Source organism: Chroococcus sp. FPU101 (assembly GCF_017312365.1).
Lineage (GTDB): Bacteria > Cyanobacteriota > Cyanobacteriia > Cyanobacteriales > Microcystaceae > Chroococcus.
In genome coordinates this window covers 1-24,188 of sequence record NZ_BLJI01000033.1, presented here as the reverse complement: position 1 = coordinate 24,188, position 24,188 = coordinate 1, and the positions used below count along the sequence as shown (strand labels likewise).

Sequence of the window (24,188 nt, the reverse complement as noted above, 5' to 3'; positions counted from 1 at the left end):
TAAAATCTGAATTTATGGAAAAACGCTCCAGCCAGCCAACGAGTCACTCTACCCCTCTTTCATCCTTAGAGAAATTTTCTCAATCCAAACGGTTTCTAGAAGCAGTTCAAAAACTTAACCCGGTTCTTCTCTGGGCGGCGATCGCAGGGTTGCTCACCGGCTTGATTGGAGGAGCTTTTCGTTTGCTGGTCTTGACCACCCTCAATAGTCGGGTGCAGTGGATTGACTCACTTAAAGGCGTACCCTGGATGGGCGTGCTAGTATCTATCCTTGTGTCAGGAGTGATGGTGTACCTGGGGTTCTTGCTAATGCGTCGTTATGCCCCCGATACCTCTGGCAGCGGCATTCCCCAAATTGAAGGCATGTTAGAGAGGTACTTTCCTCTAATCTGGCAACGGGTGTTACCGATCAAGTTTCTCAGTGGTATTCTTCTTTTAAGTAGCGGCATGGTGCTGGGGCGAGAAGGCCCGACGATTCAGATGGGGGGTAGTATTGGCAGAATGGTGGCTGATTGGTTTCGGGCTTCTCAGGAGCAGACCAGGGTGTTGGTGGCTGCCAATGCAGGAGCGGGGCTGGCTACCGCATTTAATGCGCCCCTGGCAGGAATTGTGTTTGTGTTTGAAGAAATGCGACCGACCTTTCAAAGCTCGATGACGGCTTACAGGGCAGTCACCCTGTCCTGCATTAGTGCAACCATTGGGCTGCAATTGCTGTTAGGCAATAGTCCAACCTTGAAGTTAACTGAGTTCCAGATTCCTCCCCTTGCCTCGTTGTGGATTTTTGCCCTGGTGGGCATCGCCTGCGGTGTGATTGGTTACTACTTCAATCTTTTTCTGGTTAAATGTTTGAACTTTTTTGCCAATTTTCGGGGGATTCACTACAAGCTGACGGGTTTGTATGTGGGGGCTTTTGTGGGCTTAATGAGCTGGCTCTACAATCCAACGACGGGGGGCGGCGAGGAGATAATTATCTGGTCTTTCGATAATTTGGAATCCAGCTATGTCCTGTTACTTCTATGTTTGGTTCGGTTTGGCATGACGATTCTGTGTTACGGCTCCGGTGCCCCTGGGGGCATTTTCGCGCCGCTTCTCTCCCTGGCTACTCTGTTTTGTCTGGGGATTGCCCGTCAGACGAATATCTGGTTCCCTGAAGTTTTACCCCATCCAGAGGTATTAACGATTGCAGGGATGGGGGCACTGGTCGCAGCCACCGTGAGAGCACCTTTAACGGCAATTTTGCTGACAATCGAAATTACGGCTAATTACCGATTAATTCTGCCAATTCTAGTAAGTTGCTTGATGGCAACCATGACAGCCCATCGTTTAGGCGGCAGACCCGTTTACACTGTACTGCTGGAACGGCGACTCGTTCAATCGAGTCATTCCAGCCCATCGGACGAATAGCTGCTCTGTATCTTATTTCAAGCGATCAAGTAAATGATCACCAATTCGCAGGGCATTAGCCATAATCGTCAGCGTAGGATTGACGGCTGAACTAGAGGGGAAGAAACTACCGTCCACCACATAGAGATTGTCTACATCGTGGGTACGGCAATTTAGATCTAGAACGGAGCTACTGGGATCTTCTCCAAAGAGGCAGGTACCACATTGGTGAGCCATCACCTGGATTGGCATATGGTTACGGGGATAGATGCTGAACGGAATCAGATAATCGGCTTGCTCGATCGCTTTGAGAATCTCTGTCCAGCGATGAACCAGGCGATTCTGCGCCTCCAGGTTATTAGGAGTGTAATCCAGATAAATTTGCTCCCTCACGACCTGCACTCGATTAGTGGGATTGGGCAAATCCTCAGTTTGAAACCACCAGCCGACTGAATGCTCTGCTGCAAGCTGATACTGCGGTCTTAAATCTAGATCCACTTTAGGGGCAAACTTGAGTAGGTCAGCCAATCGTGAAGGAGCCTCTGCTGGAATCATGTCGGTTAAAACATTTCCCGTGTTTTGAATAAAGCCCATGGGATAGGGAAAGCCCTCCTCGCCCCAATAGAAATCGCTGACGGCGATCGTCTTTTGATACATTGATGGATTCTTTTTCTGGCTTAATGCCACCATGGCCGTCGTCAGGTGTTTCATGAAATTCCGTCCCACCTGATCGGAGCGATTCGCTAATCCGTTGGGATGGCGATCATTGGCAGAACGGAGCAGCAACACAGCAGAATTAACGGTTCCACAAGCTACCACGACCACATCGCCACTAAACATCAACGTTTCATCACCAATTTGGGTTTCCACTGCTGTCACTTCTCGTCCGGATTCGCTGGTGTGTAACCGCAGTACCTTCGCCAATGTTTTCAATGTGACATTGGCATAAACGAGGGAAGGCTTCACGCCATTGACTTCAGCGTCTGCTTTACCACGAACCAAACACGGAAAGCCATCACAGCTATCACAGCGAATGCAATCCCAGAGTGTGCGCTCAACTTCGTTCAACTTCAGCCCTACAGGTAAATGAAATGGATTCAACCCCTGCTGCTTCAGCCCATCGACAATTTCTTGCATTCGGGGTTCGTGACTGACTGGAGAATAGGGATAAGCGGACTGACGCGGCGGCTCTGTGGGATCGGTGCCGAACTCACCATGAACGTCATAGAGCTTTTCAGCTTGAGTATAGTAGGGTTCAAAATCTTGATATTTCAAGGGCCATTCTGGAGAGACACCGTCCTGATGCAGAACTGCTTCAAAATCCCGTTCTCGCATCCGTAACAGGGCTGCACCATAGACCTTTGTATTGCCACCAACCCAGTAGCTCATTTGGGGACGAAAGGTATGCCCCTCTTTGTCATACCACTGCTCGTGGGTATGATAGCGCTCATTGCCATAGACTTCGGCTGCACGCCAATTTTCTTTCTCTCTGGGCAGGTAGCTACCTCGCTCCAATATCAGAATCTTCTTACCGCTAGGAGCAAGACGCTGGAGTAAGGTTCCGCCGCCTGCTCCAGTACCAATGATGATAATGTCGTAGTGTTCTTGAGTCATGCTCATCTCCAAAGGTTCTCCAGTCAATCAACATCGAGTTTCTAAGATCTGCTTGTCCGATTCATCTGAAAAATTTTCCAGATCGGGATTAGAACCTGTTATCGGGTATTGTGGGGGTGATGTCCACAATGAATACAACGATAGCGAGGATCGTGATAGAGCTTGGCACAAAATACTTTGTGTTTGCCCATTGTGTATACATAGAGTTCAGCGGCGGTCAACATTCCACTGATCGGTGCCACAAAATAAAGCCAAATGGCAGTCCAAATTCCAGATGGCAACGCAGAAGCAACCGTGCGAGCGGGGTTCATGCCAAAACCAGATAGAGGTGATTCAAAAATGACATAGCTGACAATCAAGCACCCAGCAAATAATGGAGTTAATGGTGCTAATTTGGCTCGGTTACTACTATAAAGAACCACCCACATCATAATCACTGCAATGATATATTCTGCGACAAACGCTACTACAACTCCTGGTTTACCTGGCACGGTTACGACATAACTAACAGGTGCTTGGGTAAAAGGCAATTGAAGCAACAGTGCAACTAACAGAACTCCTAATAATCCTCCAATGAATTGAAAAACAATATAAAAAATTGCATCCCAAGCTTTAATTTTATTGAGTCGATAAAATGTCAATGTAACTGCTGGATTAATATGCGCGCCTGATCGCTTTCCCCAGGGAGAATACATAATCCCCATTGCAGTTAGCCCCATCCCCAGTCCCATTAACACCCGTTGCATGAAAGGACTAGGAAAGACATGATGCGCTGAAGACTGGGGATAGAACAGGATCGTACCAACGACTCCAGCCGCAACCATGAACATTCCTAGCCCCCAAGCTTCAATTAAATATTCTGGCCAGTGGCACTTCAGAGCGGCGATCATCTGCATAGAAGGTAAAAAACTAGTTGTTTCATTAACGGCAACAAAAGTTTCTGTTGACGCTGTTTCCGACGATTTTGCTGGTATGTGTATCAAATGTCAATTATACCGACCCGAACGACAATTACAAACATAGTAGTATCGTCTTGCTAATCGGTGATTATTCATGAAAAATAGGGACGTAAGCTATTAACATACTTTTATAATCTATTATCGTCTATAATGCTATTATCTATTCTAAAAATGAGGAATTTGTAATTGTCGTTTTGAGTCTGAGTAATTGTCGCTTGATGGGTATGTGTTTTAGAAGCCCAAAAATAAGTGTGATACCTCTGAATAATCCTCTAAATTCCCTTTGGTTTCATAATCCTTTCCAATGATGGAAAGCTTTTGCATATTGAAGCCTGCTTTTTGCAGTTCTACAACGGCAGCTTCTGCCTCAACATGGGATGGAAAAATGCTCAAAACTTCGTGTTTGTCTGACATGGATTTATCTCCTTAAAAAACGAATCAGTCATTGAAAAGTTGAAATCTTCTAGCTTGCCATTAAAAGACCGTGAGCAAGAATCATCAGCACAATTAACGTGACGATGATGTATGGTTGATTGCGCTGTTGCCAAAACGCAAATACTGAAAATGCAACTCGTGCAACCGGAGTCAGGAGCAACTTCAGCAATCATTTTCAGTAGTATAGGCATAGAAAGTCAAAAACTAGTGCAATGGATAAAAGTTTGACACGACGCGAATCAACCGATGAGTCAGAGGCAGGCTATCTAACCCCATCCCGGCACAAAGCAACATCAGATAGAGGATGGAGTATTTGAAGACCGATCGCGCGTGCAAATCGGCGGGTTGTTTTTTTAACGTCCATGCTTTTTTTACGAAGATGGCACCGAGTAGAAGAGCGATTGCGCCATAGACGACACCCATCACACCCAGAGGATAGACCAATAACAGCGTGACAGGAATCAGCGCCAGGGTGTAATAGAAAATTTGTCGAGCAGTGGGTTCTGCACCCTCCACGACAGGCAGCATCGGTACACCGACTTTGGCGTAGTCTTCCCGAATCAGAACCGCCAATGCCCAGAAGTGGGGCGGAGTCCATAAAAAAATGATGGCAAACAGCACCCATGCTGCCCAACTCAAATCACCCGTCACCGCTGCCCAACCGACCAGCGGAGGAATTGCCCCCGCCGCCCCGCCAATCACAATATTTTGAGTGCTGTGTCGCTTCAGCCAATGGGTGTAGACCAGGACATAAACCACAATCCCCGACATGGCGAGGCAGGCACTCAACAGATTTGCAAAGACTGCCAGCAGTGAGAAGGAGATCAACGTCAAGGCGATCGCAAACAGTAAAGCATCCCGCGGCTGCACCCGACCAGACGGTAAGGGACGATGACGGGTACGCTCCATGATGTAGTCTATATCGCGATCGTAAAGACAGTTGATAGTATTTGCCGCCCCCGCTGCACAAGCTCCACCGATTAAGGTAATCAGCAACAAAACTGGATTAACCTGCCCTGCCGCCGCCACCCACATACCGCCAGCAGTCGTAATCAGCAACAACAAAATGATGCGGGGCTTGGTCAGTTGCCAATAACTTTGAATGACCTGAGAGATGTTTTCGTGTTGGCGGGAAAACCCCGCAATGGTTGTTTCTTGCATTTGCTTGTTATACCGAGTTTACATGAGGGAATCGACGGGTAAGCCTTTCTGGTTTAAATCAGCGAGGGCACCGTCGGAGTAATGGGAACTTCGAGCACCGTCGGACCGGATCGAGAAAATGCCTCGGCACAGACCTGCCTGACTTCATCGAGGGTTTGGGCACGAACCCCCGTGCAACCGTAGCCCTTCGCCAACGAAACGATGTCAAGGTCAGGCAAGTCGAGTCCGGGTACGCCCGGATTTTTTTGAAACTGACCAAAGGACTTGAGGATGGCGTATTCACCGTTCCTGGGTACGACGAAGAGGATGGGGAGACGCTGCTGGGCTGCTGTCCAGAGTCCTTGCACGGAATACTGGAATGAGCCGTCACCAATAATTGCAAGCACGGGTCGGTTCCGCCCACTGTCGCGCTCAGCCAGGGCGATCCCAACGCTGGCAGGTAGGTTCCAGCCTAGACTCCCACTGGCGAAGGTATAGAACGAGTCGGGGTGGTTGATCGGCCATGCAGTATGGATCTCGCCGAGGTTTGAGGGCGATTCTTCGATTAGAACGGTTGTTTCTGGGGTTGACTCTCGCAACGTTTGGAACAGTTCCAGTGCAGTCAGTTGACCATCGACTGCGGATACCGAGGCGGCGGGATGGGGAGCCATGCGATGCGGTTGCTTCTCGACAGAGGTAGCCCGTGATGGACGAGCCTTCACTTGCTCAATGAGCGTTTCAAGGGCAAGAACAGCATCACAAAGCAGGCTCTCACCGACAGGGGCACGAGCAGCTTCTTCGGGATCGTCAGTGATGTGCAGTAGCCTGAGTCCGTCAGGCAAGTACGACCCCGCTACATATGGATAGTAGCGGAATACGGGCGCACCAATGACGATCGCCAGATCGTAGCTTGCAAGCTTCTTAGAGAGCAGACCAAGGGCAAATGGAAGTCCCCCCGCATAAAGCGGATGGTTTTCTGGAAACGGAGGACGTTCTGATGCGGGTGCTGCCCACACTGGAATATTCAACTTTTCGGCAAGCTTGATAGCCTGCTCCCAACCGTCACCCCGTGCGATCGCTGAACCATAGATTAAGGTTGGATTAGTGGCGGATGATAGGGCATCTGCGAACTGGGCAATGCGTCTCGGATCAGCACCGATGCGGGTAGCAACTGATCGCACCACGGGCTGACCCAAAGCAGGCTTATCCCAGTCATCGAGGGGAATTGACAGGAAAACCGGACCAGCAGGAGGTTGCAGAGCGGCAGCGTAAGCGCGCATAAAAGCCGCTGGCACGTCTTCGGCGCGGATTGGTTGATAACTCCACTTAACCCAGGGTTTGGGTAACGTTTCAGGTTCAATGTTGGTGAGCCAGGGTTCCATCAGGAGCATTTCACGAGTCTGGTTTCCAGCAGTGACGATTAACGGTGTGCGGTTCATGAAAGCGGTCAGGATATTACTCATTGAGTTGCTCAGACCCGCTGAGGTATGAACGTTCACAAGGGCAGGATGTCTGGTTGCTTGAGCGTAGCCATCGGCTGCACCAACCGCCGAAGACTCGTGGAGCGTCTGGACATATCGAAAGTCAGCAGGGAAGTCTTGTAGGAATGTTTCCTCCGTTGACCCTGGGTTCCCGAAGATCGTCGTTAATCCAAGTTCACGCAAAAGCTCGAACGTCACTTCTCGAATACTTTTTGCCATAATTCCTCCTGGGTAAATCTTCTCAAGCGCAAGTGACAGTTGCCGATCGTTTGTCTACTGCTCGTGATAATCCCACAGCAAGCCACCATCGACAAAGAAGGTGCTGCCCGTAATGTAGCTCGCATCATCAGAAGCCAGAAATGCAACCAAAGAGGCAACATCATTGGGTTTGCCTAAGCGATTTAAGGGAATGTTTTTGAGCAGTGCGTTTAACTCCTGTGGATTGTTGAGCAGCTTCGTGTTGATTGGAGTTTCGATCGCACCTGGAGCCACATTATTAATCGTGATGCCATAGGGGCCTAGTTCGACCGATAAATCTCGCGTCATCATTTTTACGCCCCCCTTACTCAAGCAATAGGGCGCGAAATTGGGGAAAGGCAGTTCTTCGTGAACGGAACTGATGTTAATGATTCTGCCAGTCCGTTTCGTATCCAACAGATGTTGCACCAGTGCTTGAGCCGCAAAAAATGAGCCTTTCAGGTTCACATGCAGCACGTTGTCATAATCCTTTTCTGTGACTTCCCAGAAAGGGGCGCGACGCTCCATGCCCGCATTGTTGACGAGAATATCCAATTGTCCAAAATGCTTAATCCCCTCATTTACCAGATTTTGTACCTGCTCCACACTTCCAATATCTGCCTGCACCACATAGCCATCGGGAGCGTGATCCTTTGCCAAGTGACAGTTCCCCCCAGCCGCTTTTACTTGTTGCAGGGTATCTTCTGCACCTTCGGGATGGGAGCGATAGTCGATGACAATACTGGCTCCTTGACTGGCGAGTTTGATTGCGATCGCTTGCCCAATTCCCTGACTGCTCCCTGTGACCAGTGCAACTTTTCCTTCCAGACTCATAAATTTTTCTCCTTATAAAAAACCTTGAGATTACCCTCTCCAAAGATAAAGAATGATGAATAAAATAATCCAAATCACATCAACAAAATGCCAAAACAAAGAGACAGCACTGACTCCTTTATGACCGCGATCGTAGTTACCAGGAACCAGCGATCGAAAATACATAATCATTAACAGAATCACTCCAGTGAGAACATGCAAGCCATGAAACCCAGTTAGCAAATAAAAGGTTGAGCCTGCCAATCCCTCATCCAGTCCAAAGGGCATTTTGCTCCATTCAAGAGCCTGTCCAATCAAGAAAATTACGCCCATCAGTGCTGTAAGCAACCAGAGGCGACGAAACATAACTAACTTACGACCCCTGAGAGCGCGTTCAGCCAGGATAATCACCCCACTACTGGCAACAAGAATCACAGTATTAATTGCCGCTCTGGGAATATCAAACCCCGTTATCCCTGGTGGAAACCAGTTAGGATTTTGTGAGCGCAGCAATCCGTAGGTGATAAAAAAGCTGAGAAAAACGATGCTCTCTGAGATCAAAAAGATGGGAAATCCAAATGACAAGTTATCCCGACGATGTGGGTGATTAGGTTCTGGTGTCAATCTTGAATTGATCGGGCTTTCCATTTTTCCACTCCTGAGCAGTTTAGCAGACTTAGATTGAAGACGAATCACTTGTTACCCGATGCGCTTCACCATAGGCATAGGGTTTGGTAGGAATTTTGGGAATTTCAATAAAATTCTCCTCTGGCGGTGGTGAGGTCGTCATCCACTCTAACCCCGTTGCCTTCCAGGGATTGTCACCCGCTCTAGAACCCTGAATCCAGGAGCTAATTACATTGACAATAAACGGAAGAGTAGACATCCCTAACAAAAAGGCTCCTAGGCTTGCAACCACGTTCCAACCTGTATATTGCGGGTCGTAGGACGAGATGCGCCGCACCATCCCCTGTAATCCCAGGGGATGCATCGGGAAGAAATTTAAGTTCGCCCCAATGAATGCCAACCAGAAGTGAAGTTGCCCCCAACTGTCCGATAGCATCCGTCCCGTGATTTTGGGAAACCAGTAATAGATGCCGGAAAAAATTGCCATTGTTACCGTTCCAAATACCACATAATGGAAATGCCCCACGATGAAGTACGTATTATTTACATGAATATCGAACGGTACAGAAGCCAGCATGATGCCCGTAATCCCAGCAAACAAAAACATCGCAATCGCTCCAAGGGAAAATAGCATGGCAGCTTTGAGATGCAACTTGCCTCGCCAGACGGTCGCAACCCAGGCAAATACTTTCACGCCCGTTGGCACTGACACCAGCATGGTGGATGCCATGAAAAACATTCGCATCCAGCCAGGAGTTGCCCCCGCAAACATATGATGCACCCACACAAAGATGCTAATGACGCCAATCAAAAGGGAAGAAACGGCAACAAATGGATACCCAAACAGCGGCTTGCGAGAAAAAACGGGCAATACTTCCGAAAAAACGCCAAAGGCAGGCAACGCCATCACGTACACAGCAGGGTGAGAATAGAACCAGAACAAATGCTGGTAAATCACTGGATCGCCGTCTTTGAAAGGGGCAAAAAAGGTGGTGCCAAAGGCTAGGTCAAACAGCAGCATGACCGCGCCGCCAGTCAAGGCAGGCAGACAAACCAGTTGGAGCATCTGGGCACTGAGGATAGTCCAAACGTAAACAGGCATCCGAAAGAAGGTCATGCCCGGTGCACGCATTTGGAGGATGGTTGTCACGAAGTTGACTCCACCCATGATGGATGATACCCCAGAAATAGCAACCGCTAATAACCAAACAAATTCTCCATTCACAAATTGACCAGACGGATTTTGGACACTCACGGGAGGATAAGACCACCAACCCGCCTGGGCAGTCCCACTGGGTAGGAAAAAGCTGAACAGCAGCAAGATCCCTACCACTGGGATCAGCCAGAAGGCGATCGCATTCAACCGGGGGAACGCCACATCCTGTGCCCCAATCATCAACGGCACCAGGTAATTTGCAAGTCCCGCATTTGCTGGAAAGATCCAGAGAAAGATCATGATCGTTCCGTGCATGGTGAACAGCCCGTTGTAGAGGGAGCGATCAACCAGATTGAGTTGGGGAGTCAGCAATTCTGCTCTCACAATCATGGCAAGCAATCCACCAATGAGAAAAAAGAAAAATGCAGTCACCAAGTATTGCACACCAATCACTTTATGATCAGTACTAAAACTAAAGTAACGCTTCCAGTTGGGCTGTAGGGGTTGAATTGGCTCACCAGCGTGAGAGGTAGAAATGTTTGTCATACAAATGAATTATCCTGATGCGAGTGCAAAATAGAGAGAATTTCAAGGAAAGTTACGAGGTTGGATGGTGGGCCAATTACTTCTGAGCGGAATGGCTGGCGGTTGATTATGCTCAACGTTAGCGGGAGCAGGGGGTAGGATGGGTCGAGCCGCTGCTCCCGCTAACCACTGCTGATAGGCTTCAGGGGTATCGACATACACATTGGCGGTGTTCACGGCGAAATAAGTGCCACTGAATTGGGAATCATAGAGTGTATATTTACCGACTCGGTTGGGATTGAATCGAAAATCGATTGTGCGGTTTGGCACAATATCTTGTTTAATCCGAAAGTTTGGTACATAAAACCCGTGTAGCACGTCTTCAGACTGCAACAAAAGATGGGCGCGGCGATCGATAGGAAGATGAAGTTCGTGGCTAATAACGTTGCGATCAAGATAGCGAAAAGTCCATGACCATTGTTTCGCTACGACTTCAATCTTCTCTTCAGGTTGTCCATCGGTTGGGCTGGATTGAGCATGGGCGGGAGCTTCTAATGGATGTAGATGAACCGACGGTAGAGAACCTAGTAAACTCATGCGTTGATAAATGGAGAAACTATAACTAGCAATCCAAACGACTAGAATGAACGGAATGAGCGTCCAGGTTGCTTCTATTTTGAGATTGCCGCGAATTGGAGGTGCATCGCTGGTGTCCCGATTCCCCACTCGGTAAAACAGAATGGAGTAAATTAACATTCCAAAGACACCCAGAAAAACAAATGAGCCGAGGGTAACTAAAAAACTAAATAAATGCCCCACATAATCTGCTTCGGCGGTAGCAGGTGTGGGAAGCCAGTTATAGGCTTGTTGCCCCAGCCAGTGACTCCCAAAAATGATGGCTACGGCAAAAATGGCTAATAGGATCAAATTGAACGTTTGCATAATTTCAGATCGCCCTAACGCGCCCCCAAAATATGGTTTGGATTTTCGCCCATGCGGATCAATTTTGCGGCTGTATTATGAACCCCAAATTCCGCTCCTAATTGCGCTCCTAGGGTGCCATGTACAAACATATACCCCATGAGAAACAATGCCGCAGCCAGGTAGCCCCATTGAACCTGACGGGGATGATTTTTACGCAAGCGAAACCGTTGCCAGCCCCGCCAAATGGTCATTCCCACCATCATCGTGAACAAGAGAATCCCGCCCACACCATGTAACAGCATGGTAGTACCTGCTTCTAGTCCCCAGTCACTTTTCATATCAACCGGCGGTTGTGCTAGCAGAATCTCGAAAATTCCAGCGGTAACGGTAAAAAATGTGATGATACAACCCGCAATTGCGTTATACCAGGCAACATCAAAGAAATTGGCGCGACGAACTGGAATTTGGAATATCTTCAGAACGGGTTGATCAAGGGGAAATAACGCCCCTGCAAAATCGAAGATCAGTGAAATAATGAAAATTCCCAGCGTGAAATGCACTAGGTTTGGGTGGAGCGGGAATCGGTAGGGTAGCCCATTAGCACCCAAATCCAGCCCCAATTGTTTGACTAGCTGTTCAATCAGTTCTGGGTTCATTTCAACAGCCCCTCTCGTGTTGCCTGCACCACAATCCTGTTATGAATGCCGTACACCCAGTCCACCAAACTTCCCAGGTAAATCTGGAGAGTGACCATACAGATTAAAATCGTGGCGGCTCCCAGATAGACCACTGGCACCTTTAATGGATCACGTCTCCGAATAATGCCGCGCCATGTGGTCAGTCCAACCAAAACTGCTGCGATCGACCAACCGTTAATTGTGTGGTAATCTAATACGGGTTCAGCGGCTGGAAAAGGCTCTGCCAACGCCGCCTCAAACTGCCCAAAAATGACCGCAAAGAACACGGCAACCGATGCCACAACCATATTCCACCAACTCACCTCAAACAAACGATGGTTACGGTTGAGGTAGCCTGCAATATCGCAAACAAAGGCAAGGAACACCATCCCAATCACAAAGTGAACAATGATCGGATGAAGGGTGTCTGGATAGGGTAGATTTTGATCGTTTAGCTTAAACGGCAGGTCTTGGTCGTTTTCATTTAACTGAAGCAGAATCTGATGCAGAATCATAAAACTTCCTAGAGATTAGTTACGGAGACGACGGTTGAGTTGAATTGGGTTGAGTTGGACGGATTTGCTCATTGGGTGGCGTTTGAAGTCCAATAATTGTCGCGATCAAGAAGGCGATCGGAGCCACAATTGCTAAAGCCTTTACTAAAGGGCGATCGCGTCGTTCTGTAGGACTTAGCACGAGTTTTGGAATCGCTTCTGCCACTTTGAGTCGGTGATAACGATGGAATGTTTCCTCCTGAATCCATTCTTTTGTTGCTTTAAAGTTATGCAACGGAGTCGGTAACATCTCCAGATAGGTTGCGCTGCGGATCAGATCCCCTGGCTTACCGCCAATTTGCATTTTGTCAAACAGGTTAGCAACACCATTGCCCAATCCCAATTTCATCAATGTGCCGCGCAACGAGACATGGGCAGGCTGTAATGGTTTTCCTTTATGAAGTGCAATGATGTTGTGGGCAATTGCGGCTCCCTGTTGATAGGCAACCTGTGCTAAAGCAGGCTGGCGGTGTTCCTGAACATCGGCACAATCACCAGCCGCAAATACCGATGGAAAATCCAGTAATTGCAGGGTCGGTGTCACCAACGGTAATCCATGTTTATCTAAATGATCGGCGGGAATTTGAGCCGCGAGACTTTTGAGTAGAGGGTTGACTGTCGTTCCCGCTGTCCAGATAGTAGTATGAGTAGATAGTGTTTCTAACGTCGAACTGTCAACCGGCTGAAACTCTAGTTGATCGGCAGACACCGCTTTTACACTCACCCCCATGCGTAGTTCAACCGGAATGGTTCGCGTGTGGAATGAATGTAATGCAATCTCTTTCAAGGAGGCATTCACATCGCCTTGCAAAATCTCTTTGCCATGATTGAGCAACACAATCCGAATTTCATGGATATCTCCCCCCTGTTTGGCATACCAGTTGGGCAACAAATCGGCTAAGGTTGCTGCCATCTCCACCCCAGTGGGTCCCGCTCCAACGATCGCAAACGTAAGCAATGAGCGACGCTTCTGTTCATCTGTTGTCTGACTAGCTTTCAACAAACAAATCTGGATCTGCTGTTTCAACCCCAGAACATCTTCGCGCGAGCGAAATGGATAGGCGTGTTCCTCAGCCCCGGTTGTTCCCAGGTACCCCTGATTACTTCCTACTGCCAAAACCAGGTGAGAAAAGGTGTAATTCTTGCCAGATGCCAGATCGATCCGTTTTTGTTTCAGGTCAATTCCCACCACCCGATCTTGCTCAAATGTAATATCACTTCCAGTCAAAAGCTCTTGATAGGTTGGGCAAACCGTATCTTCTGGTAATTCGCCTGTTAGAAACTCATACAGCATTGGTTTAAAGACAAATCGCGACTGTGCATCGATTAGAATGATCGACTGTACAAATTGTTGATGCCTCAAATGGAGTGCGGTAAAAAGCCCCGTAAAACCGGCACCGACTATAACTGTAGGGTTCGTAATGGAATTCATTGACTAAGGTGATAGTGTTCTCAATGAGAAATTCAGAAAAGCAAAGAGTAGCTAATTACTTAGATAAGGTTTCCTCTATTTTGAATTAAAAAAGTGCAACGAAGGTGCAATCTGGCGACAATAAAGTTACGAGTTTTGCACAAACCCAAATTAAAATACAAGTCGTAGTTAAGCCACGTTTTGCTAGAAACCTGAAGATTCTCCTCAAAAGAACTAGAGTTCTGGACGTGGAAGTGGCTTAACCCAGCAGACTAAACTCCATCTTTGTCTATCTCTAAATCTAAGTTGATAGGGATTCTATATAATATAATGACACTACTCCAACTCTCATGGTTGATGGCTCAAACCCAATTCCAACAAGCAGCCGCTCCACTCATAAATCGCGCTGAAGAGCGACTCGTTTACGTTGGGGTCGTCTTATTAGCCATTGCGATCGCTGTTGTTCTGGGCTTGCTCAGTCGTCGGCTGGACATTGCTATTCTTATCTCGTTGGCGTTAAGTGCATTTTTAATTGTCGTGCTGTTAATGATCTAAGGAGTAATGCAATCTTTTATACCTCAGAACTAATATCTAGTTAGTTTAGAATGTTATATAAAGGAAAGTCTATGAATACGGGACTTCTCAGTACATTTGCAGCCAGTTTATTTGCACTCCTCAATCCATTGGAGGTACTGCCTGTATTTGTCAGCTTCTCAGCAAAAGAAAGCAAAGCGGTGCAGAAACGATTATCGCTTCTCTTATCGCTCACGGTACTGGGTTTGTTGTTGCTGTTTTTGTTTACTGGGTCTGCCCTGCTCAAATTCTTTGGCATTACTTTAGATGCCTTCCGAATTGCCGGAGGAATTTTGCTACTTGGGGATTGAGTAGCAATCGTACAGAAAGTTACGCTAAGGCTAAAACCCAGTCATAGTAATTGTTTCACGACTTAAATATTCAGAATATTTTGAGGTGAGGAAAATGTACCAATAAAACTAAGGTCTGTTTGGTACAGCGATCGGGAACGCAGTTTCAAGGGTTTGAGGCGGCTGATGCTCAGACGGTTTAATTGGTACAGTTCATAAAAATCACAAGAGCGTAAGAAATTGTCCAGATGCTACTCAAACCCCTACTTCTGATTGGAATTAATCTGGTAACTGGTGAAATTAAAGGCAGTTCCCAAAATGTGATCGAGCAGGACAATCAAACTGTTTGGCAAGAAGCTGAATCCGTTTATCGTAAGATTGTGATTCCCCTGGCGATGCCTCTACTGGTGAGACCCAGCGTGATCGCCAACGTAATCCTTTACGCAAATGAGGTGGAGTCTAAGAACAGTGGATTTTAACTGATTGAATTAGCCGCAGTGTGTGTGTTTATCTCTGCGATCGTGTGTGCAATTTTGTTATCAGGTCGGTGGCTGCAAGGTGCGATCGGGGCGATTGGATTAAACATTGCCACTCGCATTTTAGGCTTACTAGTTGCCTCGATTGGGGTGCAATTTATCGTAGTTGGAGTCACTCAAATTATCGTCCAAACGATCGCTCCACAGCTTCGCTAATGACCTTGCTTCTCATGCCACGACTGAAACAAAATTGACTACGTTCAGCCGCCTGTGCCGCCTGTTGGTGATACTGATGCCTGGATACCGATTTTCTCGGTGGGAAAGATTGCAGGGAGTGGATTTATTTGAATTTGGGCGAGCGAGCTTTGCTGTCCAGCCAGTTCTAGTCGTACCATTTGCAGCCAATGCTGAAGTTGAGGAGCGATCGCCGGTAGCATCCTCTCTTGCCGAAACGTGTCTTCAACGGTTTGCAACAATTGAGCCGCCACTTCAAAACCAAAAATGTACAATGATCCTGCTAATTTATGGCTGATAAAGATAGCTTGTTCGCGCATTGACTTTTCCAGCTTGTCTGCTTGTAACAGCGCAATCGCCTGCTCCAACTCGCAAATCTTATTTAGGCTCTTTGAATAGGCCCGTTGCCAAACGTGGGCTGTCACCTGGTCGATCTGTTCCAGCTTGGCTTCCGATAAGGGATGAGCTATCGAGGCATCAACCCGAGCAGGATTAAGGCGATAACCCTGACCATAGAGCGTCTCAATCAAGTCCCAAGCACCGACTTCTTCGAGTTTGCGACGAATTCGACGGATGTGAGACTTGATCGTTGCCTCCGTGGGAATTTCCTCATCTAAACTCCAAAGGCGATCAATAAAATCGCTCCGACTGAACACTCGACGAGGATGGCGCAGCAGCAGTTCTAGAATTAAGTATTCTTTGCGCCCAACTTTGAGTAATTGCTGATCATAGGTGACCTGACGTGAGGTTGGATCAAGGCGAAGGCGATCGCACGTCAACATTGAACAGTAAGTGGTTGCGCTTCGTCTTGCCAGAGCTTGGATGCGGGCAACCAATTCCTGGATGTGAAACGGCTTAGTGACATAATCATCTGCACCACTTTCTAAACCCAACAGTTTATCAGGTATACTAGAACGCGTCGTTAACAGCACCACCAGAATTGAGTTTCCTGCCTGACGCAAGCAACGACATATGCTGATGCCATCCAACTTGGGCAACATTATATCTAACAATGCCAGGTCGTAAGTAAACTGCTGGAGCAATTCCTTAGCGGTTTCTCCATCGTTTGCCACATCCACCAAAAATCCCTGCCCTGTCAGCGAGGATTTCAACAGGTCACAAGTATCAAGATCGTCCTCTACCAATAAAACTCTCATTGTGTTAGTGTGAGTAGTCTACTTACAAATTAATAAAGCTTGTAAGTGCAGAGTTTCTTTGAAACTGCACCAAGTTTTCACCTTTACTGTCTACAGTTTATGAAGATTTTTATTAGTCTACAGAAATAATTATAAAAATTTAAGATTTCTACCTTATTCCACCTCGACTCATTAGCGGGACATTCACTCATGTTTCAAAGAATTTTAGTGGCTGTTGATCAATCTGAGATCGGAGTACTCACGTTTAAAGTAGGAGTGGATTTGGTAAAATCCATGAATGCTCAGATGATGCTGATACACGTGATTACACCAATCACTCCTGGCTATTTGAATCCAGTCTTTCCAATGCCTGGTACGATGTTTAACTCAGGCGAGTGCTCTACAGTTGTAGATAGAATAGAAGATGTAACTTTTAGGTTTTTGAGCAACGACTTTAAAAGTTTGCCAGCTTTTGTTAAGTTTAGATAACGAACGAAAAAATCGGCTTTTCTAGTTGACTCTTGTTATCTACAACTGTAGAACATATTAATAAATATGAATTTGGCAGAGAAATTTAGCCTATTTCAACACCTTTGTGACACGACTCAGTGGTTAAAGTAAACATCTTGATTATACGTTGAGATTTTGAGGAGATAAATGGGGAATTTTCTCCTTATTATACGTTAAGTTATCGCTTTCTCGACGTACAACTTCCCTTATACGCACACTTTTAGTCACCAGATAATTCTAATTATACGCACAGAGGCGTTTTTTGTCCGTTTGTTAGACAACGTCCTACTTGATCAACATCTTTGTGACACGATCAGGTAGATTAACGACGAATTATTAAACCTTAAAGCCTTAAATCACCGCCGATTCAGTAACGCCAGAAGATTCGCGGTAGCTAACTCGCGATGGTTGATCGCCGAACGGACAGGGCCGCCGCTAACAGCGAAGAACCGCTAAACAGTAAGCTAATCCCCGCGTATAAACCGATTAACCATAGTGCGCTATAAGGAAAACCGTTGAGAACCATAATCCCTAAAATCAGCGTGATCACCCCGTTAATGACCATCATCCACGACATCCGATGACCAGCTTTGTGAACGAAAGCCATGATAATGGTGTAAATTCCCTCGACGATGAAGAGAATCCCGAAACCAAGGGTTAGAGAGAGTAAAGCCGCTTCTAGATTCGAGAGAATATAAATCCCAGCGATCAAATAGAGAATCCCGACGATCAGAGTTAGCCAGAAGCCTCGAATCGGGTGGGACACGAAAGACCCGACGATCATTGCGATACCGCTAAGTAGGGCAATCCAGCCGATAACACTGGTAAAAAACGCCGAGGCAATCGCGGGTAAAGCGATCGCTAGAATCCCTGCGACGATCAACACGATACTTAGGGCGATAATCCAACCGGTCGACTTGCGGATTGTTGTTTCAGAAGGTGGTTCGGCAGTGAACATATTCTACCTCTTTTAACAAGTCAATAAAAAATCAAGTTTATTTTATTTAATTGATAGCGAAATGGTCTTGAGCAAACCATTAAGAACGAAACACTCAGGAGTGGTTACAAGAATTTGAAAATTGTCCTCATCTGGAGATACATTTGCATTAATCGACCTAGCTTTAATTGGAGCGCAAATGGATTGTCCTGACTGTGCCTCAGCATTAAAATACTCAACCGCTTAACCTTCTTTACGGCAAATTTCCGATTTTTTATCTTCAGATGAAGAAAAAGGCGCACTACAATTGACCCACTTGACCAAATCAATCTCAAAAATCATGATGATGGCATACAGGGTAGCAACCCCAGCCATCAAAGCAACAGCAGCGATCGTAATCGTATGCTTCATTTAATAATCTCCAACAAAAAAAGAATAAGAGATACTACAAAGACTTTATTGAGAAAACTTAACTTGTTGATTTAGTGCAGCAATATCTTCCTTCGTCAAGGTCTGGTTATTAATAGTCGCTTCAAGCAGGCGGTCTTTTGCGACATCAGGAGCAGCGAAAAGACAAGTAGCATTACCACTAATGGGAATATTTTCATCATTTTGGGATTGGTATTTGATATCTACCATTTGTAAAGATGGTTGATCGACGGAGTTAGTCACAGCAATCGGATCGGCAATACCCAAGTAATTTTGTACTACGGCTACGCAATTTGTAGCATTAGTAGAAAGCGGTTTTGAGGGATGACAACTGACCAAGCTGAGGGTTAAAGGAAGGGGAATCCAATACGATTTCATAATTTATTTTTAACTAGATAATTGTCTTTAAACGAGCATTCGGTCATGTTTTAAAAGCGTGGAAGTCTTATTAATTAAAGACGGACAAGGCAGTAATTTAGAAGAGATCCACACTTGTTGAAACATGACCCCTCATAGATAACCAGAGATTTTGATTAATTTTTCATTATCTCCTATTTCTCTGACTTAATCTAACTGCTCACAACAAATGATCTTATTAAAAAGGAAAATTCCTCGCAGAATGTTACCCAAGGGTTGAACCACGCCTTTAAAAAACGTAAACTGCCCCAGAACGGTTGATATTAACTGACCCATCACCAGGAGTTTCTCCACCCACCTGCGTAACCCGAACGGTTACGGTGTTTCCCTGTATAGATGTGTCGTATTTCAAGCTGATTGCTTGACCATCGGGATAAACAAAGACGTTGATAGGAGTGGAGTCAAACGTAAAAGCCGTACTCGCTCCACGAGGAAGTTCGACTCGCGTTCCACCTGAAATTCCAGCAAACAAAGCTACTGGGGTATTATTTTGAACGACCACACGAATGGTTTGATTTGGCGATACTTGCCCAACCGTTCCAACTGGAACATTTTGAGCAACGATTGTCGGATTGGAAACAGGGGCAGCAGTTAGCGACACAGGGAATAGTCCTGCCCCTAGAGCAGCAATTCCCATTAGCATAGACAAAGAATGAAAACGCATGATACTCCTTAAAGTCATTAGTTAGTAGAGACGAGAGGTGATCAGGTTAGGGGCATTGAACGGCTGAGGTGGCTTGCGCTCTGGCGGCTTCAACTTCTGCCCCAGCTTGTCTGACTTGGACAGAAGCATCTGCTAATGTCTCTTTTGCAGAGATGCCATCAATAGTCTTCTTAAAGTTCTCTTCTGCTTTCTTTAACTCATCTAATCGAACATCCTGCAAGACACTTTCAGCCCGCTTCACTTTGTCCAGTGACAGTTGAATGCGATCTCGAATTGCTTTCAATTCACTCACTTTCGATTCAGGAGTGAGGCTAGCAAGACTTACTAATTCTTGTTGCAACATCGCTAAATCCTGACAAAGTCCGACAGTTGCCTCTTTAGTTGAGGGTTGTTGCCCACAACCAATTAGTGCAAAACTAAACAGTGAGCCAAGAATGATTAATGTGCTATTCACTACTAAATCCTCTAAGATTGACAACACATTGCGAGAAGGTCTGAGATAAAACACAAAGCTACAGTAATCGGCAAAAGTAAAAAGCTGGTGCAATCCAGAAGAATTTATGATTTGCAATATAAGAGGTAATAGACAATCCAGTGGTCAATTAAACTAAATTTGCAGAATTCAGATTCATTAATTCTGCCCATTGCACCAGCTTTTTACTTTTTACAGCTACTATTGAAGGGTTCCTTGCTGGCGCATCACATTAATTGTCAGCGCACTTATGGAAGAATTAACAGCGATTATTTGGCGGCTTTTGCTGATTGATGATGATGAAGACTTGCGAGCAATTTTTCAGGCTACTCTCAGCATGATCGCAGGTTTAGAAATCTTATTGGCTGACTCTGGAGAAACTGGGTTGGCGATTGCTCAACAAGAACCGTTGGATGCAATTTTATTGGATGTAATGCTGCCAGGAATGGGCGGAGAAGTTATTTTGCAGCATCTTCAATCTCATCCGCTAACTCAAACCATTCCTGTCATTTTTATGACCTCTAGAACCCATAGTGATGAGCGGCAGCACTTGTTAAATATTGGGGGTACCGCAGTTATTTCCAAAGCTTGTAAACCACCTCAATTCGCGGCACAAGTGCATAAAATCTTGAATCGCATAAAATGTAATAGACAAGACTTAATCTGACATTCATCCTAAACTAGAAATGAACAATGAACGAGGAAAGTCACAATGAACACAGAAGAAAAGGCGTTGCTGAATTAACTAATGATTAAGACAGAGTGGGGACTTCTCTAAATCTTAAGTAATAAATTAATAGACGAACGGAATGCTCTAACATTTCTAATGATTTGGAGTAACATAGAGTTGAGCGATGCAATCTCGCTAAATAATGCCTCAAACGAGTATTTTCTCCTTCTACACGAGTCAGACGATTTTTTTTGATTACCTTATGCTGCTCAGGAGGGATGAAATTAGGATAGACGGCGTAACCGTCGCTCAGGTAAGCCAAACTTCTCCATTTTTCGATCCTTGACCACAAAAGTTGAAAAGTTTGACCGCTTCTATCGCCGACGATGAAATCTAGGATTCCCGACTTGAAAGCGTTTAAAGCTGTCCAGATCCAGATTTTATGACTTTTTTTCCCGACGAAGGTTTAAGTTCATCGAGTTGTGCGAAATTCGGAGGCTCATCTCGATCTTCTGTGATTTGGATTCCCGCCTCCTTGACCCAATGCATGACTGTAGTGTGGTGGATTCCCGTCACCCGTTCAATTCCTCGCTCATCCCATACCATTGAGGTACATTTTGAGACAGAGTTTATTAACTTCGGGGTGATAGCCTAAAAGCGATCGCTCGTTTACGAATTGGCGACCACAGTGCTTTCAATGTAAGCACTGTTTCCATAACGGCGACCGTTTTGAAAGGAGTTTTTTAGAATGACAAGATAGACATTTCATACTTCCTATTCTGCCATTATGACTTGAAAAAGATTCTGGACACACTTGGAAGAAGATCCTAGACAACTCGATAGCTCAGAACCTTATTCTCCCGTAGTCCTGTCTGAAGCTAGACAGAGAATTTGGAAGAAGAAACTGGACAATCGTGCAGGATTGGAAGGAGGAAGTGGACAGTCGTGCTTTGTCAAACCTTCTTTAAAAATAGTTTAATTGTACTAAATTACCGACTTAAATCTGTTGAATAGTAGCAATTCTCGCCTAATTTCAGGATCTTTTCCTCAGTTAAAATTTTTGAACGTGAAAATGGACAGCCATTTTTTGAAGGTAAAGTTGGACAACTTGTTTTAACTTATATTTAAAAAAAACCATTCATTAGTTAATTCAGCAACGCCAAATAAATTACTGTTGATAAGGTATTTTTGAAACAGTAATCTTAAGAAAAGAGAAAAATTCAGAAAATAAAGGGGTAAAGTAGAATGAATTGCTTTTTTAGTTCACAACCCCTTTAAAATGAATCGTAACATAGCCAGTTTTGTCTTGCAATTGATAGAGCCTGAGCCGTTGCAATTGCTAGAGCCTCTGCCGTTATCTGTTCATCCCGCCTGTGTCTATCTATCACAGTTGAGTGAGCGATCGCGCGACACGATGCGACGCCACTTGAATGCGATCGCTCGTCTATTGACAGGAAATCGTTGTGATTATCTGAATTTGGATTGGGCTAAATTGAGGTATCAGCATACGGCTTTATTGCGGACGGAGTTGCCTCGAACCTTTGCGGCTTCAACGGTGAATCAAATGTTATCAGCCCTTAAACAAGTGCTTTCTGAAGCTCGGAAATTGCATTTAATGAGTTTAGAAGACTATACCGATGCCGTAACCCTCAAGCCGATGAAAACGTCCTCACAGCTAAAAGGGCGGTTGTTAAGTTCATTAGAAATGCAGGCGTTGATGTCGGTTTGTTTGGCGGATCTGAGTTTAATTGGCAAGCGGGATGCGGCTTTAGTAGCGATTCTATTAGGAACGGGAATGCGTCGTGCTGAAGTGGTTCGTTTAAATCTAGAAGATTATCAGCCCCCAGGTACGCTCATGATCCGACAAGGCAAAGGGAGTAAGGCGCGAACCGTCTATCTGCCTAGTTCGAGTCAGCCGATTTTAGCTTCTTGGCTATTGGTGCGGGGCAACAGTCCTGGGGCGTTGTTGATGAGCATTAGTAAAGGAAATCATTTGCTAGGACGACGCATGAGTGAACAAGCAGTTCTGTTTTTGCTCCAAAAACGGGGACAAGATGCCCAAATTCAACCTTTTACGCCTCATGATTGCCGACGTACCTTTATTAGTAGTTTATTGGCAGCAGGGGTCGATCTGGTCACGGTGTCGCAATTGGCGGGTCATACTTCAGTAATGACTACAGCAAAATACGATCGTCGAGGAGAAGAAGTCAAACGGCAAGCGGTGGAATTGTTAACTTTGCCGTTTTGAGTGTAGGTTTAAAATTGAGCTATATGCAATGTACAAAGCATTCAATGCCAAATTTTAATCCGAAAACTGACCATCTCTCAAAACTAACTTCCAAATGGCAACATCAGCCCACGAAAGCTCTACGAGTGCCAGAGGTCTTGCTTGAAGAAGTCGAAGCCTATGCGAGATTATTAGATCAAGGGAGAGGCGATCTATCCATTTCTGCTAAAAATAAGCCGCCCCCACAACAATCCTATTCCTCCCAAGGGGAGAAGATTTGGCTTGGAATTCGACCGAGTTTAAGGCAGTTAGGATGGTCGATTTTAAAAGGGAGGGGAAATGAGCATCCCATTGTGGTCGATTATGGGTTAATCGAAACTGAAGCGAAGTCTCCTTTGCCCCAACGATTGGTAGAAATCGAGTCAGATTTGACGGAATTAGTTAGACAATTTCAGCCCCATCACGTAGCTCTCGAAAAACCGTTTATTAATGCGAATTTTGCTTCAGGATCTTCTAGTTTGCAAGCATTGGGTGTGATTAATTTAGTTGTCTATCGTCAATGCCAGGTTTTTCCCGTATTGCTCTATCGTGCCACTTGGAAAAGTCATCTTGGTTCGCCAAAAGCTGATCAAAGAGAAGTTGCCGAAACGGTTCAGCTATTATTTGATCTTAAGCGTTTGACCTCCCAAGTGGGAAGTGAAGCAATAGCGATCGCCTATGCGGGATTTTGTGGATTAGGAATCAGTGAAAAATAAGAATTTGGTTTTGGGCTAAAACGTAAAATAAGGTCAAGAACCTTCAAAGAGACTGTTATATAAGATCTATGATCTGTTTTATGGAGATTTCCTACGAATATGACAAATGGCTCCACTCAAAATGGCAAAGGAATACGCGATTCTACACTTTAACCCTTTGCCAAAACATCTATGGTGAATGGATGATTACAAAAACTTGGGGCAGTGCGATGACGAGAGGGTTTGGTAAATCTAAAGATGAGAACTGCCAAGATTATCAATCGGGTTTACAGACTTACCATAAGCTACAGCAACGACGAGAAAAGCGAGGCTATCAGCAGGTGAATTAGGAAGGTTTTAGGAATTTGAAGGATTACACGTTGCTCCGACTAACCCTGTGCCAGTAATTTTTTGACGCAGAAGCAGAATTTCTTTTTCCGGGTCGGTGAGTAAGCGCGATTCAACAATAGAACTCTTGCAAAAG

At 45.7% G+C, this 24,188-nt stretch carries 27 protein-coding genes and 2 pseudogenes; 9 read left to right on the top strand and 20 right to left on the bottom strand.

Features of this window, described 5'->3' with window-relative positions; genetic code table 11:
* Positions 1–14: 14 nt before the first annotated feature.
* Positions 15–1,403 carry a H(+)/Cl(-) exchange transporter ClcA gene (gene clcA, locus CFPU101_RS20355; RefSeq protein ID WP_206817154.1) on the top strand — a complete coding sequence of 463 codons (1,389 nt, stop codon included), beginning with the start codon at positions 15–17 and terminating at the stop codon, positions 1,401–1,403.
* A 12-nt stretch (positions 1,404–1,415) separates the two neighbouring features.
* Here the strand turns inward: clcA and CFPU101_RS20350 are convergent, their stop codons facing one another.
* The 13 genes from CFPU101_RS20350 to CFPU101_RS20290 all read right to left on the bottom strand — a co-directional run bounded on the left by CFPU101_RS20350 (position 1,416) and on the right by CFPU101_RS20290 (position 13,956).
* Positions 1,416–3,002: a GMC oxidoreductase gene (locus CFPU101_RS20350; protein ID WP_206817153.1), complete on the bottom strand. Its 1,587-nt coding sequence runs from the start codon at positions 3,000–3,002 to the stop codon at positions 1,416–1,418.
* 92 nt (positions 3,003–3,094) lie between these two features.
* Complete coding sequence (locus CFPU101_RS20345; RefSeq protein ID WP_206817152.1) at positions 3,095–3,886, bottom strand: aquaporin; 792 nt, start codon at positions 3,884–3,886, stop codon at positions 3,095–3,097.
* 300 nt (positions 3,887–4,186) lie between these two features.
* Complete coding sequence (locus CFPU101_RS20340; protein WP_206817151.1) at positions 4,187–4,369, bottom strand: hypothetical protein; 183 nt, start codon at positions 4,367–4,369, stop codon at positions 4,187–4,189.
* A 49-nt stretch (positions 4,370–4,418) separates the two neighbouring features.
* Complete coding sequence (locus CFPU101_RS26350) at positions 4,419–4,550, bottom strand: DUF1634 domain-containing protein (RefSeq protein ID WP_206817150.1); 132 nt, start codon at positions 4,548–4,550, stop codon at positions 4,419–4,421.
* Positions 4,551–4,594: 44 nt separating this feature from the next.
* Positions 4,595–5,551, bottom strand: a complete 957-nt coding sequence (locus tag CFPU101_RS20330; RefSeq protein WP_206817149.1) for a heme o synthase — start codon at positions 5,549–5,551, stop codon at positions 4,595–4,597.
* Between the two features lie 53 nt (positions 5,552–5,604).
* Positions 5,605–7,230 (bottom strand): benzoylformate decarboxylase, encoded by a 1,626-nt coding sequence (gene mdlC / locus CFPU101_RS20325; RefSeq protein ID WP_206817148.1) that lies wholly within the window; start codon positions 7,228–7,230, stop codon positions 5,605–5,607.
* A 54-nt stretch (positions 7,231–7,284) separates the two neighbouring features.
* On the bottom strand, positions 7,285–8,082 hold the full coding sequence (locus tag CFPU101_RS20320; RefSeq protein WP_206817147.1) for a glucose 1-dehydrogenase: 798 nt from the start codon (positions 8,080–8,082) through the stop codon (positions 7,285–7,287).
* A 30-nt stretch (positions 8,083–8,112) separates the two neighbouring features.
* Entirely contained in the window at positions 8,113–8,709 is a 597-nt protein-coding gene (locus tag CFPU101_RS20315; protein ID WP_206817146.1) for a heme-copper oxidase subunit III, read from the bottom strand.
* A 28-nt stretch (positions 8,710–8,737) separates the two neighbouring features.
* Positions 8,738–10,390: a cytochrome c oxidase subunit I gene (gene ctaD, locus CFPU101_RS20310; protein WP_206817145.1), complete on the bottom strand. Its 1,653-nt coding sequence runs from the start codon at positions 10,388–10,390 to the stop codon at positions 8,738–8,740.
* Between the two features lie 42 nt (positions 10,391–10,432).
* The gene (locus tag CFPU101_RS20305; protein ID WP_206817144.1) at positions 10,433–11,311 is read right to left on the bottom strand and encodes a cytochrome c oxidase subunit II; all 879 of its coding nucleotides are present in this window, start codon (positions 11,309–11,311) and stop codon (positions 10,433–10,435) included.
* A gap of 14 nt (positions 11,312–11,325) precedes the next feature.
* Positions 11,326–11,949 carry a DUF2231 domain-containing protein gene (locus CFPU101_RS20300; protein ID WP_206817143.1) on the bottom strand — a complete coding sequence of 208 codons (624 nt, stop codon included), beginning with the start codon at positions 11,947–11,949 and terminating at the stop codon, positions 11,326–11,328.
* Positions 11,946–12,485 carry a DUF2231 domain-containing protein gene (locus tag CFPU101_RS20295; RefSeq protein ID WP_206817142.1) on the bottom strand — a complete coding sequence of 180 codons (540 nt, stop codon included), beginning with the start codon at positions 12,483–12,485 and terminating at the stop codon, positions 11,946–11,948. Before CFPU101_RS20295 ends, CFPU101_RS20300 begins: the two co-directional genes overlap by 4 nt.
* Before the next feature lie 19 nt (positions 12,486–12,504).
* Entirely contained in the window at positions 12,505–13,956 is a 1,452-nt protein-coding gene (locus CFPU101_RS20290) for an NAD(P)/FAD-dependent oxidoreductase (protein ID WP_206817141.1), read from the bottom strand.
* A 309-nt stretch (positions 13,957–14,265) separates the two neighbouring features.
* Here CFPU101_RS20290 and CFPU101_RS20285 point away from each other — a divergent pair, with 309 nt between their 5' ends.
* The 3 genes and pseudogenes from CFPU101_RS20285 to CFPU101_RS25720 all read left to right on the top strand — a co-directional run bounded on the left by CFPU101_RS20285 (position 14,266) and on the right by CFPU101_RS25720 (position 15,490).
* Positions 14,266–14,490, top strand: a complete 225-nt coding sequence (locus CFPU101_RS20285) for a hypothetical protein (RefSeq protein WP_206817140.1) — start codon at positions 14,266–14,268, stop codon at positions 14,488–14,490.
* Between the two features lie 71 nt (positions 14,491–14,561).
* Positions 14,562–14,819, top strand: coding sequence for a MarC family protein (locus tag CFPU101_RS20280; RefSeq protein WP_206817139.1), 258 nt, complete (start codon positions 14,562–14,564; stop codon positions 14,817–14,819).
* Between the two features lie 227 nt (positions 14,820–15,046).
* A pseudogene (locus CFPU101_RS25720) lies at positions 15,047–15,490 on the top strand (MarC family protein).
* Positions 15,491–15,534: 44 nt separating this feature from the next.
* On the opposite strand, the gene CFPU101_RS20265 reads toward CFPU101_RS25720, so the two are convergent.
* A complete protein-coding gene (locus CFPU101_RS20265) occupies positions 15,535–16,665 on the bottom strand; it encodes a response regulator transcription factor (RefSeq protein WP_206817136.1) in 1,131 nt (376 codons plus the stop codon).
* Between the two features lie 189 nt (positions 16,666–16,854).
* On the opposite strand from CFPU101_RS20265, the gene CFPU101_RS20260 reads away from it, so the two are divergent.
* Positions 16,855–17,133: a universal stress protein gene (locus CFPU101_RS20260; RefSeq protein ID WP_206817135.1), complete on the top strand. Its 279-nt coding sequence runs from the start codon at positions 16,855–16,857 to the stop codon at positions 17,131–17,133.
* 415 nt (positions 17,134–17,548) lie between these two features.
* Here CFPU101_RS20260 and CFPU101_RS20255 read toward each other — a convergent pair whose 3' ends face one another.
* The 5 genes from CFPU101_RS20255 to CFPU101_RS20235 all read right to left on the bottom strand — a co-directional run bounded on the left by CFPU101_RS20255 (position 17,549) and on the right by CFPU101_RS20235 (position 20,055).
* Positions 17,549–18,040: an HdeD family acid-resistance protein gene (locus CFPU101_RS20255; protein ID WP_206817134.1), complete on the bottom strand. Its 492-nt coding sequence runs from the start codon at positions 18,038–18,040 to the stop codon at positions 17,549–17,551.
* Between the two features lie 294 nt (positions 18,041–18,334).
* The gene (locus CFPU101_RS20250) at positions 18,335–18,502 is read right to left on the bottom strand and encodes a hypothetical protein (RefSeq protein ID WP_206817169.1); all 168 of its coding nucleotides are present in this window, start codon (positions 18,500–18,502) and stop codon (positions 18,335–18,337) included.
* A 45-nt stretch (positions 18,503–18,547) separates the two neighbouring features.
* Entirely contained in the window at positions 18,548–18,898 is a 351-nt protein-coding gene (locus tag CFPU101_RS20245; protein ID WP_206817133.1) for a hypothetical protein, read from the bottom strand.
* Between the two features lie 268 nt (positions 18,899–19,166).
* Positions 19,167–19,601, bottom strand: a complete 435-nt coding sequence (locus CFPU101_RS20240; protein WP_206817132.1) for a hypothetical protein — start codon at positions 19,599–19,601, stop codon at positions 19,167–19,169.
* Between the two features lie 46 nt (positions 19,602–19,647).
* Positions 19,648–20,055: a hypothetical protein gene (locus CFPU101_RS20235; protein ID WP_206817131.1), complete on the bottom strand. Its 408-nt coding sequence runs from the start codon at positions 20,053–20,055 to the stop codon at positions 19,648–19,650.
* Positions 20,056–20,323: 268 nt separating this feature from the next.
* Between CFPU101_RS20235 and CFPU101_RS20230 the strand changes: the two genes are divergently transcribed.
* A complete protein-coding gene (locus tag CFPU101_RS20230; protein WP_206817130.1) occupies positions 20,324–20,740 on the top strand; it encodes a response regulator in 417 nt (138 codons plus the stop codon).
* A gap of 85 nt (positions 20,741–20,825) precedes the next feature.
* Here CFPU101_RS20230 and CFPU101_RS20225 read toward each other — a convergent pair.
* Positions 20,826–21,512 (bottom strand): annotated as a pseudogene (locus CFPU101_RS20225) (IS1 family transposase).
* 510 nt (positions 21,513–22,022) lie between these two features.
* On the opposite strand from CFPU101_RS20225, the gene CFPU101_RS20220 reads away from it, so the two are divergent.
* The 3 genes from CFPU101_RS20220 (at position 22,023) to CFPU101_RS20210 (ending at position 24,054) form a co-directional block, all read left to right on the top strand.
* Positions 22,023–22,991 carry a site-specific integrase gene (locus CFPU101_RS20220; protein ID WP_206817129.1) on the top strand — a complete coding sequence of 323 codons (969 nt, stop codon included), beginning with the start codon at positions 22,023–22,025 and terminating at the stop codon, positions 22,989–22,991.
* A 44-nt stretch (positions 22,992–23,035) separates the two neighbouring features.
* On the top strand, positions 23,036–23,725 hold the full coding sequence (locus CFPU101_RS20215) for a crossover junction endodeoxyribonuclease RuvC (RefSeq protein ID WP_206817128.1): 690 nt from the start codon (positions 23,036–23,038) through the stop codon (positions 23,723–23,725).
* Positions 23,726–23,805: 80 nt separating this feature from the next.
* The gene (locus CFPU101_RS20210) at positions 23,806–24,054 is read left to right on the top strand and encodes a hypothetical protein (protein ID WP_206814864.1); all 249 of its coding nucleotides are present in this window, start codon (positions 23,806–23,808) and stop codon (positions 24,052–24,054) included.
* Positions 24,055–24,188 lie beyond the last annotated feature (134 nt).

Coding starts and splice junctions, on each gene's coding strand:
- CFPU101_RS20240 (WP_206817132.1), bottom strand. CDS start 19,601: ATGCGTTTTCATTCTTTGTCTATGCTAATGGGAATTGCTGCTCTAGGG.
- CFPU101_RS20230 (WP_206817130.1), top strand. CDS start 20,324: ATGGAAGAATTAACAGCGATTATTTGGCGGCTTTTGCTGATTGATGAT.
- CFPU101_RS20330 (WP_206817149.1), bottom strand. CDS start 5,551: ATGCAAGAAACAACCATTGCGGGGTTTTCCCGCCAACACGAAAACATC.
- CFPU101_RS20305 (WP_206817144.1), bottom strand. CDS start 11,311: ATGCAAACGTTCAATTTGATCCTATTAGCCATTTTTGCCGTAGCCATC.
- clcA (WP_206817154.1), top strand. CDS start 15: ATGGAAAAACGCTCCAGCCAGCCAACGAGTCACTCTACCCCTCTTTCA.
- CFPU101_RS20350 (WP_206817153.1), bottom strand. CDS start 3,002: ATGAGCATGACTCAAGAACACTACGACATTATCATCATTGGTACTGGA.
- CFPU101_RS20320 (WP_206817147.1), bottom strand. CDS start 8,082: ATGAGTCTGGAAGGAAAAGTTGCACTGGTCACAGGGAGCAGTCAGGGA.
- CFPU101_RS20290 (WP_206817141.1), bottom strand. CDS start 13,956: ATGAATTCCATTACGAACCCTACAGTTATAGTCGGTGCCGGTTTTACG.
- CFPU101_RS20340 (WP_206817151.1), bottom strand. CDS start 4,369: ATGTCAGACAAACACGAAGTTTTGAGCATTTTTCCATCCCATGTTGAG.
- CFPU101_RS20215 (WP_206817128.1), top strand. CDS start 23,036: ATGCCAAATTTTAATCCGAAAACTGACCATCTCTCAAAACTAACTTCC.
- CFPU101_RS20315 (WP_206817146.1), bottom strand. CDS start 8,709: ATGGAAAGCCCGATCAATTCAAGATTGACACCAGAACCTAATCACCCA.
- CFPU101_RS20210 (WP_206814864.1), top strand. CDS start 23,806: ATGGAGATTTCCTACGAATATGACAAATGGCTCCACTCAAAATGGCAA.
- CFPU101_RS20250 (WP_206817169.1), bottom strand. CDS start 18,502: ATGAAGCATACGATTACGATCGCTGCTGTTGCTTTGATGGCTGGGGTT.
- CFPU101_RS20260 (WP_206817135.1), top strand. CDS start 16,855: ATGTTTCAAAGAATTTTAGTGGCTGTTGATCAATCTGAGATCGGAGTA.
- CFPU101_RS20285 (WP_206817140.1), top strand. CDS start 14,266: ATGACACTACTCCAACTCTCATGGTTGATGGCTCAAACCCAATTCCAA.
- CFPU101_RS20220 (WP_206817129.1), top strand. CDS start 22,023: ATGAATCGTAACATAGCCAGTTTTGTCTTGCAATTGATAGAGCCTGAG.
- mdlC (WP_206817148.1), bottom strand. CDS start 7,230: ATGGCAAAAAGTATTCGAGAAGTGACGTTCGAGCTTTTGCGTGAACTT.
- CFPU101_RS20300 (WP_206817143.1), bottom strand. CDS start 11,949: ATGAACCCAGAACTGATTGAACAGCTAGTCAAACAATTGGGGCTGGAT.
- CFPU101_RS20295 (WP_206817142.1), bottom strand. CDS start 12,485: ATGATTCTGCATCAGATTCTGCTTCAGTTAAATGAAAACGACCAAGAC.
- CFPU101_RS20245 (WP_206817133.1), bottom strand. CDS start 18,898: ATGAAATCGTATTGGATTCCCCTTCCTTTAACCCTCAGCTTGGTCAGT.
- CFPU101_RS20345 (WP_206817152.1), bottom strand. CDS start 3,886: ATGATCGCCGCTCTGAAGTGCCACTGGCCAGAATATTTAATTGAAGCT.
- ctaD (WP_206817145.1), bottom strand. CDS start 10,390: ATGACAAACATTTCTACCTCTCACGCTGGTGAGCCAATTCAACCCCTA.
- CFPU101_RS20265 (WP_206817136.1), bottom strand. CDS start 16,665: ATGAGAGTTTTATTGGTAGAGGACGATCTTGATACTTGTGACCTGTTG.
- CFPU101_RS20280 (WP_206817139.1), top strand. CDS start 14,562: ATGAATACGGGACTTCTCAGTACATTTGCAGCCAGTTTATTTGCACTC.